Genomic DNA, 13,118 nt, shown 5'->3' with positions numbered 1-13,118 from the left:
TCCCCTCAGCTCGCGCGTGTGTCCTTATGCTATTGTATCCACTTCGAGATGAAGGGAGGGAAGGATGGACATTCGATCGAAATTAACGTTGCTGTGCGAAGCGTTCAACGCGCACGACCTGGATTCCATCATGGACTTCTTTGCTAACGATTGTGTCTTGGAGATGCCGAGGGGAGCCGAGCCATGGGGCTCGCGCTTCGAGGGGAAACGCAAAGTACGAGACGGGCTCGCGACGCGCTTTGAAGGCCTGCCGGACGTTCACTACGGGGACGTCGAACACTTTGTGGATGCGATGGCAAACACGGGCATTTCAAAATGGACACTAACGGGCACTACACGCGAAGGAAAAACGATCGAGGTCCGAGGATGTGACTTTTACACCTTTCGCGCGGGCGAGGTGATCCGCAAGGATTCCTATTGGAAGATTGTTGAGGGCCCTTCGTCAGCCTAGCGATGCAAGAGTCCGAGTATGACCCATACAGACGAAATTCGGCATTCGTCCATCGGTCAGTTCGCGGGGGTAAACCGAACCTGATCACGCAAGGGCAACATCGACGCGAATGACCCAACCCGGACATCGGGGACTGCGCCGCCTCTACTCAAGAGGCTCACCGTTCAACGAATCCGCCCCCAACGTGAATGTCACTTCCATGCGGGACACGTCGCCGAGATCTGCCTTTTTCCAAGTTGCGGGCGCATATTGTAGCGATAGCGCACCGCGAGATGGCTCAATGAAACGCCGCGATTTTGTCACGCTTCTCGGCGCTGCGATGGTAGCCTTGCCCCTCGCAGCCCAAGCGCAGCAACCTGTGGTGCCGCGGGTCGGCTACGTCTGGAGCGGCGTTCGCGGGACGGACGTGTACTACCAGACCGGATTCCGTCAGGGACTTGCGGACCTGGGATATGTAGTGGGGCGCAACCTGCTGCTCGAAGAACGCTATGCCGAGGGCAAGCCGGAGCGCGTTCCTGTGCTGATCGCTGAACTCCTCTCGCTCAACGTTGATGTACTCGTGACTCCAGGCACACCCGCTTCGCAGGCCGCGCAACGTGCAACATCCACGGTGCCGATCGTCTGCATGAGCGGAGATCCCGTCAGAGCCGGTCTTGTGGCAAGCCTCGCCCGGCCAGGCGGCAACATCACCGGGCTGTCGCAGCTCTCCGGCGATTACGGCGTCAAGTGGCTGGAGCTGCTGAAGGAGGCGGCACCGAAAGTGCATCGTGTCGCCGTGTTGTGGAACCCTGACAATCCGACGACTGCCAACCAAGTCGAACTCATGCAAAGAGCGGCACCCGGGCTCGGTCTCGAGTTGATTGCCCTCTCGGTGCGGCTCGCGGAAATCGATAACAGCTTCGCCGCTCTGGGAGAGAGCGGCCTCGACGGCCTCGTCGTCACCGACGATCCATCGCTGATACCCCTCGTTCCCCGGCTGATCGCGCTCACCGCAGAGCGGCGAATGCCGGCGATCTATCCATTACGCGACTCGGCTCAGAGAGGAGGACTGATGTCGTGCTCGGCCAACCTTTTCAAACTATGGCAACGCGCCGCAGGCTATGTTGATCGCATTCTGAAAGGGGCGCGTCCGGCGGAGCTTCCCGTCCAGCAGACGACGGACGTGACCCTGAATATCAACCTCAAGACCGCTAAGGCGCTCGGTCTCGACATTCCAATCACGCTGCTCGCCGGCGCCGACGAGGTGATCGAATAGATAATTGCGGCGGTGCATGAGTCCGTTCATGGCCCTTGGCTGACTTCAGCCCTGAGAGCGGCGATGTCCGCTTCCCAGAGATGACCTGACCAAGGTCATGCTGACTGCCGAGGGCAGCTTTTGACCCATACCGGAAGTAGGTGCGTCGTCTCTGTCTCGCTGCAAAATGACGCCTAATCTCCGTTTCGGGCGTTAAGGCCAGGCGATCAATAAGGTCATGGAGGCGGACATGCCGCCAGCGGCAGTTTTCATCTATTGGCCGGATGACCTAAGCGACAGGAAAATTATCGAGGAAGCTCGCCGGGTTGTCGCTGAATGTGTGAGGGTCCTCGAAACTCATCCGTCTCCGGGCCAAGAAAGGCCAGGTACGAACCGGGTTCGTAGGTGGGCTGAAGCAGATGCCTGGGCAGCCCGCGCGGAACCGTCGCGATCCAGTTTGCGTCCGGAATCGGACGGCGCTGGTTGTCGGAGATGGAGACGAAAGAAGCTTCCGGAAAAGCCACGATCACGTCGGATAGACCCGAAGGTCGAGTCGGCCATGCATGGTCGTCAGAAACGGCACTCCGGTCCGGCTCAGGACCGGCAGGGGCAACCGGTCGACATGAGAGTGGATCAGGTCGAATTCGCGCGCGCGCTCGGCGATGGCCTCGATCAGCAGCGCGCAGGCGGCATTCGGATCAGCCCCCTCCGCCCCAGGCGCAGCGCACGCGGCCACACCGCGTGGAGCCTTCCCTTCGTCAGCGTGGTCTCCAAGCATCGCGATCGGCCGCACCGAGACGGTCGGGGCAGAAGCACTGGATCAAGGTGAAGAACCGGAGCCACCCAGCGATGGCAAGGGAGTTATGATCTCCATCCCATCGCCCCTTTTTCCCATCAGCCATCCATCCTCGTGCGCCCATTCAGAAAGGAACGCAGCTCAGTCTCAGCGGTTTTGCTCGCATAGCCAGGACGAGATGCCGCAGATGCCCCGGGCTAAAGCTCACGCCTCTGCTATTCTACGCGAATATCACGAAGCCGAGACAGAATTGATCGGCAAGGCGGTGGTGCTCACGGACGGTACAGCAGGGACTGTCGAGGAATTGTACTTGGACGAAGCGCACGGCTTGCGTCTTTCCATTGCTGGCCATCCCGGAAAGTGGCCCGTGGCAACGATTAAGCTGGCGCAGAAGTGACAGCCCACCTGTTTCTGTGCGCTGATCCTCGTCATAACGCGAGCCGTTTCCTCTGGCGCGGACGGCCGCATGAGCGGAGGCAGCTGCGCTATTCAGCTCAAGAGGCGATCTTCTGCTCGGCCTCAAGGACGCGTTCGCGGAGTGCTTCCAATTCGGCAATCTGAGCAGCGAGCGCTTCGAAGCGGTGCCGAAGAACAGCGGCATCCGCTCGACCGCCGCGATTGCCCGCCTCGGGCAAGTTGGCCCATTCAAATGAAGCGGCCGATCGAGTTGACGCCGGGGAATTTTGGAAATGATGGAGACCAGTCATGGCCGGACCTTCCGAGCGGGCGCAAGGGAAAATGGGGCAGGAAGGACATCAAATTAAATCACATCGCAAGCCACAACAATAAATTACGTTAATTAAAATTAATCACGAATTATAACACTCGCCGGGGCTCTGTGGCACATTAGTGTTTTATCCTCAGTTCCTTCGGGTCTGCTCTCTGGTCGAGCTGTTTAAGCCGCTCCTCAAGGTCGCGTTTTGCTGCGATCAGCTTGACGGCGAGGACCTGACCCAGGTCGGTGTGCAGCGCCCACAACTCATCAATGGACATCGCGTCAAGGTGATCTCGATCCATGCGACCCGGGTCCCAGCAGATTACGTCAATTCGTGGCTGAGGGAGATGCCAGCGTTCTGGGCACCAAGCTCAGACACGGGCCCTGTACAATTAATGTTCCAACATTAAATCATATTAAATAAATAATATATAGTCAATTTTGTGATCAATATCCGCAATCCGCTGTAAAAGCCCAGGTTGTACTGCATTCTATTATTTTGCCCGCGGCTGGGATGTTTAATGTATTTTAGGGCGTTCCACGAGTGAGTAGGATCGCGTGGCGGTCCTCCGCCAGCATCTTGATTCCGAACTATCTGAACTGGAAGATCTTCGGTCCCGTGTACTAATGGCCGAGCAAAGAAGAAGTCTTGGCGCTGCATTTTCAAGAAGGCGAGGATTAGTAGGAAGGTTGGCCGAGCTCGATGGAGAACGCTGCCACATTGGTTCCACGCCTGAGACCTGCATCTTGGTCGCAAGCACCGCTATCAGGCTTGGTCTCGGCGAACTGATAGCGAATCAGCAGCTGGACATTCGGCAGTCAGCCTTACGCAGTCCCTACGCAGCGGAGGATCGATCTTGGCTGAACGCGAAGTCTCAGCACGAGCGAGGTCCAGCCATGCCAAGGCAACGCGCAGCCATTTCGCACGCTCAACTGCGCATATCGAGCCTGCGGCTTTACGCATCGCCGCGTCCGCTTCGGTGCGAGGATCAACGTCTCGGCACATGGCATATCGTATAAGCGCTACCGCTTAATAGCTGAAGAATGCGGAGCCCCGGAAGAATACGGTCGCTGCCTCTCCAATCGCGGCGAGAAAGGTGCGCGCACTCCCTGGGCGGTGAGGCACCTTTGTGCATCAGATCGGAGTCGGGCCCAAGCAACGACTAATGGCCCCTAGCCCAACAGGCGCTTCCGCTTGTGGCCCTTAGCTGACCAATCTCGGCATGTTGCGTGACGGCAGCTTCTGACCCTGAGCTGACTTTGCAATAGCGCATACTGCTCTATGATATTGATCGGTGAAGAAAGCATTTGAAATCAGCCAGCACAATGAGAACTCTCGCTCTTTTGCTCATAGCAATATTAGCACTTTCTGATACGGCAACGGCCTGCCGTATCGAACACACGATGACGCTTCTGCGGACGTTGCCGGATGCCGCACGCTCTGAACCAGTGGTGGCGGCCGTCGAAGCAATTGAGCTGCTACCTCCCTCTTTGGCGAGGAAGGAGGATGATGGCTGGGGGTCCTCGCCTCTGGTCAGAGTGCGCGTGGTCGAGGCGATCAATGGCGTGCAGGAAGGACAGATCCTTGTCGTTGATGCCATCGGGTCCAGCTGTGATCAGGTCTTTCGTCGAAGCGAAGCCTACTTTCGTTCCTATCTGACGAAGCGGCACTACATTGCCGGCAAGCTCGAAGCCAACGGCAACGGCGATATTGTCTTTCATGGCGCTTGGGTGCCAGGTGGCGCTGCTGGCGAACTGATACCGGTCCGACGGGCGAAGTAATTGCGCGGCGGCGGCTTCCTAACGTCCGCTTGTGGCCCTTAGCTGAACTATCTCTCAAGCATCGAAGTGTCGGCTGTCTGGCTGAAAGCGGACTCATGTCGGACAGCACGGTGATGCCCGCTTGTGACCCTTAGCGGACATGGCCGCTAAACCGTCTGTTGTCTGGTCTTGCAGCAAAGAGCGGACATCAGCCGAAGTCGGCGATTGCCGAATAAACGCAATTTATGAGTACGCGTCCTAGCCATGACGGGCACGCTGTTCTGGCTTGAGTCTCCCTCAACTCGCGCGACGATTGGCGGCCACGTCGCCATATCATTCGCGACACGCTTCTCGTCGATCGTGAGACCCGGTTGCAGTTAGTGCCCCAGGAATGTCGACCGCCAAGCGCTTTACGTGCGGCACTCTCGACTTCGAAAATGCTAGGCGTCGCATCTTCGACGGCGCGATCGAAGCCAAGTTTCCGTTGGATGCGCTGCCTATCGAAGTGGAATGGAAGTCCATCCGACAAACCGCGGCCGCGCCACGGCCAATTCCAGATGGTCGCGCCTACTCCGGGTATAATTCAACCCCGCCCGAAGTCGGACGGTTGGAGAGAATGAAGGCAAGCACATTTCCGGGCTCTGAAGTGGCGTCGCTGCGAAGTCCGCCGATCTGACCATCGATCGGGCTTGTATATTCCGCGACGACCTCACCGAAAATGTTGCGCTGGATCGCAATTTTTTGGCCCGATTTGACGTTGTCTGTCAGCTTCGTCAGATGCTCGACAATTCCGCCCGAGGTCGCAACAACAGGCATGAGACCATTGGCTACGAAGACATTTGTATCGCGTCCCGTGCGTCCCATCGGGCTCTTGATGATGCCGTGCAGCCTGAGCACGTTCATTGTGCCCTCCACGAAGCGAGGGATCATTGCCAGGTCGAGTTTTCGGGCACTGCCTATCTCCGGCGTGAACGCCGGAATGCCCACCTTGAACAGCGCGTCCGAGAGAAGCCCAGGATAGCCGGGGTTGTCAAAGATCTGGGAGATCGGGAAGAGTTCCGCCATGGCCTTGATCTCGGGGACGTCCATTTTCGCCAGGTGGAAGTCGGCGGCATCGAGGCCGGTCGCGCCGGTATGGAAATCAAGAACGTAGTCCGAGTTCGGACGGATCAGGTGATTGAACAGGAGACCCGCATGCCGCGCCGGCGCGCTCGGGGCGTTCTCGTCGCCAGGCCAAACCCGGTTCATATCGACCAGGTCCGTGCCTCGGCCGGAATTTGGCCAGCGTCGGTTCATGCTTTCTATCGCCGGGCGCGAAATATCGAATATCGCCATGACGGCGCCGCTCATGGCGGCAGGGTCGAGGCCGTTGATGATGGCTTGCACCGCATAGATCGAGCTCATTTCATCGCCGTGGACGCCGCTCGTGAGAGTGATCCGTTTGCCTGGGCTTGTTCCGCGCATGACGGTGACAGATACAAGCCACGGCTGGCCTGATGGACCTTCGACGCCGCGGAAAAAGAGCCGATGAACCTTTCCCGCCTCGAGGTCGGCAATACCGAGCGCGCTGACTACCGGTTTTCCGTCCACAGTACTGCCGGTGTAGACCGTTCCTCCCGGCAGCTTGGTGGCGGCGGTTTGTGCCGCAGCATGATTGGAAGACATGACCGATGATGCAGCCCCCACGGCTGCAAGGGTAGTTGCACGCATGAAGTCGCGACGATCGGTGCTCCGCTGATCTGTCATGGCATTGCTCCAGTTGATGCTGGCGGACCGCCCTTGCGGCGCGCAACGAGCATTCTGGGGCGGCTCTATGGGTTTGTCGAACGACGGGCTCGCTGTAGCTCGGTATCGGCCCGACTCGCGCCTGCCAGCGTGTCCGCTCGATGGTCGCTAACGTGGGCAAACCGGGCGTGCCGTGGACATCGCCAAGGCGACGCGGATGGCCCATAGCGGACATAGGTGAGGATGCGGCCGATTTCCGCTTTTGGCCTTCACCGAAGTAGCGCCGCGTCTGACGGAGGTCCGCTCACCGCTGCCGAGCGGACCAGATTTGCTCAACCTGAGTTGTTCGCAGTTTGACCCAAAGCGGACATTGGACCCCACCCAAATATACATCCTTCGACCGCCGACAACACCTTCCAAGCATTGGGCTTGGACAGATACACTTTCCGCATCCTGATCCTGGGAGGCGGGCATGAGACGGCGCTCGTTCATTGGGCTAATCGGCGGCGTGGCCGTGTCTCCAATCGCTGTTCGGGCGCAGCAGCCAGCAAAGATGAAGCGGCTCGCACTAGCTGACCCGGCGCTAAAGGTTGCCGACATGCGGATTGGAGGCGACTCGGGTTACACGTTGGGTCTTCGGGAACTCCAGCGTCTTGGTTATATCGAAGGTCAGAATTTGATCATCGACCGGTTTTCGGCTGACGGGACAGGGGAATATGGCGACCTCGTAGCCAAAATCGTCAGCGCGCATCCAGACGTGATCTTTGCTTTGGGTACGTCTATCACACTCGCATTGAAAGCGGCGACTAGCACAATTCCCATCGTTGCCATCACTGGCGATCCGATTCGATTTGGAGTGGTATCCAGCCTGTCGCGTCCGGGCGCAAACGTTACGGGGGTTAGCGTTGATGCTGGCGTTGAACTTTGGGGTAAGCGTCTTGAACTGCTTGCCGAAGTCATCCCAAAGGCTCGCAACGTGCTTTTCGTCTCAACGCAAGCGGGTTGGGAGGCTGAGGGCGGCAAGGCGACGCGGGAGGCAGCTCAAAGGCTCGGTATTGCGTTAGCGATTGCGCCCGTGTCCACTCCGGTCAATGAACAGGCATACAGCGACGCTTTTCAAGCCATCCGGCGGGACCAAGCCGATGGACTTGTGATTGCAAACATTACTAACGCCTACGCTCATCGCTTTCTTCTCGTTAAACTCGCCCAGCAAATCGGTCTCCCGACGATGTTTGTCCTTCGAGAGCAGGCGGAAGCCGGAGGATTGATGTCTTATTCCATGGACCTAAAGCACGCCATTCTGGTCGCTATTGCGCAGGTGGCTGAGGTATTGCGCGGTAGCAGACCAAGCGAGATGCCGTATGTCCAAGGGACGCGATACGAGTTTGTGATTAACCTGAGGGCCGCAAAGGCAATAGGTCTCACGATTCCTCCGGCATTGCTCGCCCGCGCCGACGAGGTGATCGAATAAAGTCGCCTATTGGCCCGAAGCGACAAACGCGGTGGAGGTGCCTTGATGTCGGCAACGAGGGGTAAGCCGGACGCGGGTTTGATCGCGCAGAACCGACGCGATTGACCCGTCTCAGACATCCAACGGATTGGACACTTCCACATACCGGCACAAAGACACATACCTGTGAGAGGACGATCCGGTGGACCTGGCAGATCGTCCCTCGACTGGTAGCTGCAGGCCTATTGGTGACCGTAGTACTGGCGATTGCACTGGTGACGGCCTCGCTCATAGCTCGCCTCTCGGTACGCCGGTCCTTTCATGATGCTGCTCACATCAGCGAGCATCCGTGCCTGCTTGAGACACTCCACGTAAGGCTTGTTCGAGAGCCAATCGAGTCCGAGACCGCCAGCGTGAGATGTCTGGATTGAAGCAACGAACGAACTGATTCCGACTATTGCGGCGAAAGCTAAGTGAGCAGCGCGGGAGACGGTCATGGCATATTTCCTTGTGCCTGGGTAATCGCACAGAGACAATGCCGTGCCGTACGTCTGAAATATGTGCTGCCCATCACATCCGCTGGGCCGGGCGCATGTGGCGTCAGTGCGCTCTGCAAAGCGGCGTTCTATCTTTAAGGTTGCCCGCAAAGATGGGTACCTCGGTAGAAATCATTCAGGATTATGACCGCACGCAGGCTACGGCTGCTGTGTTTGCAACTAGGCTAACCGTTATTCTCTGATGAATTGATCTGAGCAAGTTTAAACAGCTGCGCTGGTTGGTCTAAAAAGAGAAAGCGCATTTCCGCTTCTGGCCCTTGGCCGACCTCAGCCCTGAGCGCGGCGATGTCCGCTTCCCAAGGAAGCGGACACCCTGGCGCCAATACGCCAAGTGCCCCCGGACGCCATATGACCGCGTTTTCGAGCGATTGGGAAGCGTGCCGAATGTCCGCGCGTTGGCCCGTGGCAGACCTCGGTCGCCGCCTGTCGGATGTCAGCACGCGACCCCAAGCGGACTATTCAATTTCCGTCAGCTACTCCGCGGAAATCCGCGCCTGTCAGGATTTCCATCCTGCCTACACACGACGTCACGACTTATTTTGTTTTGCCTCCACATACCGCGCGAAACTGTCGAGGATCGCCTGCCAACCGCCTTGCTGCTGCTCGACCGAGTGCGTCGGTTCGCTGTCGAAGACGACGCGGACGACAACGCCCTTTGGGCCGGGCACGAATTCAACTTCGGCCTTTCGATCGCCGAACGCGTATTCGATCCGCTCGTGTTCAACGATCTTGGTGTAAGTGCCGGCGAAGTCGAAACCCATGCTGCCGTCCTTGGCCTCCATGCGCGACGAGAAGGCGCCGCCATCACGCAGGTCGACCGTAGCCTTGGTCGTATGCCAGTCGTCGGACGCGGCGTTCCACTTCACGATGTGGGCAGGCGTCGTATAGGCACGCCAGACCTGATCGACAGGGGCTGCTACGTTGGTCTCGACGGCGATCCTCATGGGCATTGCTCCAGTTTCACTTTGAAGGCTCGAGGTGATGACATCACTTCACGTGCACGGGTCCATACACGGCACTTCCGAGCAGTGTCCACCGGAGGACGATCGAGACCAGCCCATGCCGACATGGTCGCGCCGCAAATGCATACAAAATGCGAAAGGGTATCATCAGAACGCCTTTGGACCATCCGCCAGCGACCGCGATCAAACTTAAGGCCACAATCTGTGGCGAATTCGGTCGTGGCGCCAAAGGCGAAGATCAGAACGCCGATGCCCGAAGCGGTAATTGCTCTCGACGTGCCGAGGAACGGCCTCCGGCGCAGCTTGTTGGTCCGGCAAGCAACAGGAGGCGTGACCATGGAACGCATCAGCAAGAGCCAGATCCTCCTGCTCGCCGTTTTAGCCATGATCCTGATCTTGACCGGTGTCTGGGCCGTTTCGGTATGGAATGCCAGCAGCGGGGTCGAGATCGGCAAGCACGGCTGGATCGCGCTAGGCCTTGGCACATTTTTCTCCTTGCTGATTGGATGCGGACTGATGGCGCTGATGTTCTTCAGCAGCCGCAGCGGTCATGATGACAGCGCCGATCCCTTCCGGCACAAGCAAGACAAATCCGCCGAGTGACGTTCGAGGTTGCATCTAGCCCTCAGCCAATTCGCTGCGGCGAACCGATCATGTGGCCCTTAAACTCAAGCGAGATGGCAATGACGCGGACGGTCGAGGTTAATGTGCCCCAAACTGCGGGTGAAATGACCGAATTGGCGCCCGCGCGGGCAGGAATCCGTACCCCGCCGGGCTTCCCCTCAGCGCCGGCATGCCCTATGACGCTGCAACGCAAAAATCCCCCAAAAGACAGTCATGATCCGCCTCGACAACGTCAGCAAGCAAGCCGGCCACCAGATCCTGTTCATTGAAGCCTCCGCCGCCCTCAACAAGGGCGAGAAGATCGGCCTGGTCGGGCCGAACGGCGCCGGCAAGACCACGCTCTTCCGGATGATCGCCGGTGAGGAACTGCCCGACGAGGGGCAGGTTTCGACCGATCGCGGCATCACCATCGGCTATTTCAACCAGGACGTCGGCGAGATGTCTGGCCGCAGTGCCGTGGCCGAGGTGATGGACGGGGCCGGTCCCGTCAGCGAGGTCGCGGCCGAGCTGCGCGAGCTCGAGGCCGCCATGGCCGATCCTGACAAGGCCGACCAGATGGACGAGATCATCACCCGCTACGGCGAGGTGCAGCACCGTTTCGAGGAGCTCGATGGCTATGCGCTCGACGGCCGCGCGCGCGAAGCGCTGTCCGGCCTCGGCTTCAGCCAGGAGATGATGGACGGCGACGTCGGAAAACTCTCCGGCGGCTGGAAGATGCGCGTCGCGCTGGCGCGTATTCTTTTGATGCGCCCCGACGTCATGCTGCTCGACGAGCCGAGCAACCATCTCGACCTCGAAAGCCTGATCTGGCTGGAAAAATTCCTGCACGACTACGAAGGCACGCTCTTGATGACCTCGCATGACCGCGAGTTCATCAACCGCGTGATCTCCAAGGTGATCGAGATCGATAGCGGCTCGCTCACGACCTATACCGGTGACTACGAATTCTACGAGCAGCAGCGCGCGCAGAACGAGAAGCAGCAGCAGGCGCAGTTCGAGCGCCAGCAGGCGATGCTCGCCAAGGAGATCAAGTTCATCGAGCGCTTCAAGGCGCGCGCATCTCATGCGGCGCAGGTGCAGAGCCGGGTGAAGAAGCTCGACAAGATCGAGCGGGTCGAACCGCCGCGCCGTCGCCAGAGCGTGGCGTTCGATTTTCCGCCGGCACCGCGCTCGGGCGAGGACGTCGTGGCGCTCAAGAACGTGCACAAGGGTTACGGAGCCAAGCGGATCTATGACGGGCTCGATTTCATGATCCGGCGCAGGGAGCGCTGGTGCGTGATGGGCGTCAACGGCGCCGGCAAGTCGACGCTGCTCAAGCTCGTCGCGGGCGCGAGCGAGCCCGATGAAGGCACGGTGGCGGTCGGCGGCAGCGTCAAGATGGGCTATTTCGCCCAGCACGCCATGGACCTGCTCGACGGCGAGCAGACGGTGTTTCAGTCGCTCGAGTACGCATTCCCGACCGCGGGGCAGGGAAGCCTGCGCGCGCTCGCGGGCTGCTTCGGCTTCTCCGGCGACGATGTCGAGAAGCGCTGCCGCGTGCTGTCAGGGGGCGAGAAGGCGCGCCTCGTGATGGCCAAGATGCTGTTCGACCCGCCGAACTTCCTGGTGCTGGACGAGCCGACCAACCATCTCGACCTCGCCACCAAGGAGATGCTGATCACGGCACTGGCGGATTTCGAGGGGACCATGCTGTTCGTCTCGCATGACCGGCATTTTCTGGCGACATTGTCGAACCGGGTGCTGGAGCTGACACCGGAAGGCATCCATCAGTTCGGCGGCGGCTACACGGAATATGTCGCGCGCACCGGGCAGGAGGCGCCGGGGTTGCGGAGCTAATCTTTGCTCTTTCCCGCAACCTTGCCCGCAATCTTGGCGATGGCCTCGATCTCGTTGGTCCAAATGCCGCCGGAATAGCCTTGCGGCAACCGCGCGAACGCTTCCGGCGTATCGATGCCGGTGGAGAACTCTCCGCCGCTGTAGGGACCGAGCACGAACACCGCGCTGTTGACGCCGTTCATGCGTGCGAGGAAGCGATCGGGCCAGCCCCATAGCCAGGGTGCGGCGTTGATCGGTACCAGCACCATCGCGTTGCGGCAGGCCGCCGGGACCAGGCCGGTCCAGCCATAGCCGATATAGCGGATCAGGCAGCTCCGGATGGCCGCGCGCGAGATCGTGCGGACATCGGGGGTGAGGCGACGGATCGCGTCGATGGGCTCGTCGCCACCATAAACCATGACCGTGCGGCGCCGCTCGGCCGGCAGCGCATTTAGCACGCCGGCAAGTTTCTCGCCTTCGCTTGGGTCTCGGCTCTTCACGTTGATGAGGAGTTTCTTGTCAGGGAAGGTGGCCAACACCTCCGACAATGTCGGCATCATCCCAATCGCCTTGCCGCGGAACGGGAAGGACTTGCCGCCGTCGGCGGTGTAGCCATAGCCGATGTCGAGCATTTTCAACTTCGCCACGCTCTGCTCGCGCGTGACACCGTGGCCGTCGGTGCGGCAATCGAGCGTCCAGTCGTGGAATACGGCGAATTCACCGTCGGTCGTCGGATGCACGTCGAGCTCGACCACGTCGGCGCCGGCGTCAAAACTGGCGCGCATCGATGGAATGGTGTTCTCGAGATAATCGTGGGTCGGCGGCAGCATCCGCGCGGCGGTGCAGGTGTCGTTCTTTACATCGCGCTCATCGAAGCGTTGCGCCATGCCGCGATGGGCAAGCAACACCGGCTTGCCGCCCTGATGCAGCGCCAGAAGGCTGGTGTTGTTGATGTAGACGCCTACCGCGACGGCGATGATGGCTGTCGTCGCGAATCTGAGTTTCCGGCCCACAGATGATTCCCAATT

General features: G+C 59.5%; 12 protein-coding genes and 1 pseudogene. 7 read left to right on the top strand and 6 right to left on the bottom strand.

All coding sequences use genetic code 11. From position 1 onward, the window contains the following. Nucleotides 1-64: 64 nt before the first annotated feature. Together CV770_RS17100 and CV770_RS17095 are read left to right on the top strand one after the other, a co-directional pair. Nucleotides 65-451, top strand: coding sequence for a nuclear transport factor 2 family protein (locus CV770_RS17100; protein WP_104463126.1), 387 nt, complete (start codon nt 65-67; stop codon nt 449-451). 280 nt (nt 452-731) lie between these two features. Beyond that, nucleotides 732-1,706: an ABC transporter substrate-binding protein gene (locus CV770_RS17095; protein ID WP_161499998.1), complete on the top strand. Its 975-nt coding sequence runs from the start codon at nt 732-734 to the stop codon at nt 1,704-1,706. A 323-nt stretch (nt 1,707-2,029) separates the two neighbouring features. Here the strand turns inward: CV770_RS17095 and CV770_RS17090 are convergent. Then, nucleotides 2,030-2,444 (bottom strand): annotated as a pseudogene (locus CV770_RS17090) (glycosyltransferase family protein); the annotation flags it as partial. Nucleotides 2,445-2,668: 224 nt separating this feature from the next. Here CV770_RS17090 and CV770_RS17080 point away from each other — a divergent pair. Next, nucleotides 2,669-2,878, top strand: coding sequence for a PRC-barrel domain-containing protein (locus CV770_RS17080; protein ID WP_091893378.1), 210 nt, complete (start codon nt 2,669-2,671; stop codon nt 2,876-2,878). Nucleotides 2,879-2,975: 97 nt separating this feature from the next. Here the strand turns inward: CV770_RS17080 and CV770_RS41640 are convergent, their stop codons facing one another. Together CV770_RS41640 and CV770_RS42620 are read right to left on the bottom strand one after the other, a co-directional pair. Next, the gene (locus CV770_RS41640) at nt 2,976-3,188 is read right to left on the bottom strand and encodes a hypothetical protein (RefSeq protein WP_129590862.1); all 213 of its coding nucleotides are present in this window, start codon (nt 3,186-3,188) and stop codon (nt 2,976-2,978) included. A gap of 139 nt (nt 3,189-3,327) precedes the next feature. Further along, entirely contained in the window at nt 3,328-3,498 is a 171-nt protein-coding gene (locus CV770_RS42620; RefSeq protein WP_201759892.1) for a hypothetical protein, read from the bottom strand. A 1,102-nt stretch (nt 3,499-4,600) separates the two neighbouring features. On the opposite strand from CV770_RS42620, the gene CV770_RS41635 reads away from it, so the two are divergent. Further along, nucleotides 4,601-4,978, top strand: a complete 378-nt coding sequence (locus CV770_RS41635; protein ID WP_129590860.1) for a hypothetical protein — start codon at nt 4,601-4,603, stop codon at nt 4,976-4,978. 546 nt (nt 4,979-5,524) lie between these two features. On the opposite strand, the gene CV770_RS17065 is transcribed toward CV770_RS41635, so the two are convergent. Then, the gene (locus CV770_RS17065) at nt 5,525-6,703 is read right to left on the bottom strand and encodes a M14 family metallopeptidase (protein ID WP_104463123.1); all 1,179 of its coding nucleotides are present in this window, start codon (nt 6,701-6,703) and stop codon (nt 5,525-5,527) included. Between the two features lie 451 nt (nt 6,704-7,154). Here CV770_RS17065 and CV770_RS17060 point away from each other — a divergent pair, with 451 nt between their 5' ends. Beyond that, the gene (locus CV770_RS17060) at nt 7,155-8,153 is read left to right on the top strand and encodes an ABC transporter substrate-binding protein (RefSeq protein ID WP_104463122.1); all 999 of its coding nucleotides are present in this window, start codon (nt 7,155-7,157) and stop codon (nt 8,151-8,153) included. 1,063 nt (nt 8,154-9,216) lie between these two features. Here the strand turns inward: CV770_RS17060 and CV770_RS17055 are convergent. Continuing rightward, the gene (locus CV770_RS17055; RefSeq protein WP_104463121.1) at nt 9,217-9,633 is read right to left on the bottom strand and encodes an SRPBCC family protein; all 417 of its coding nucleotides are present in this window, start codon (nt 9,631-9,633) and stop codon (nt 9,217-9,219) included. Nucleotides 9,634-9,987: 354 nt separating this feature from the next. Here CV770_RS17055 and CV770_RS17050 point away from each other — a divergent pair, with 354 nt between their 5' ends. Together CV770_RS17050 and CV770_RS17045 are read left to right on the top strand one after the other, a co-directional pair. Beyond that, nucleotides 9,988-10,254, top strand: coding sequence for a hypothetical protein (locus CV770_RS17050; protein ID WP_104463165.1), 267 nt, complete (start codon nt 9,988-9,990; stop codon nt 10,252-10,254). A 234-nt stretch (nt 10,255-10,488) separates the two neighbouring features. Then, nucleotides 10,489-12,111 (top strand): ABC-F family ATP-binding cassette domain-containing protein, encoded by a 1,623-nt coding sequence (locus tag CV770_RS17045; protein WP_104463120.1) that lies wholly within the window; start codon nt 10,489-10,491, stop codon nt 12,109-12,111. Here CV770_RS17045 and CV770_RS17040 read toward each other — a convergent pair. Then, a complete protein-coding gene (locus tag CV770_RS17040; protein ID WP_104463119.1) occupies nt 12,108-13,103 on the bottom strand; it encodes a glycerophosphodiester phosphodiesterase family protein in 996 nt (331 codons plus the stop codon). The two genes, CV770_RS17045 and CV770_RS17040, sit on opposite strands and share 4 nt — an antisense overlap. Between the last annotated feature and the right edge of the window lie 15 nt (nt 13,104-13,118).

It is taken from the genome of Bradyrhizobium sp. AC87j1, from assembly GCF_002936975.1.
Classification (GTDB): domain Bacteria; phylum Pseudomonadota; class Alphaproteobacteria; order Rhizobiales; family Xanthobacteraceae; genus Bradyrhizobium; species Bradyrhizobium shewense.
This window is presented reverse-complemented; position numbering and strand designations above follow the sequence as displayed.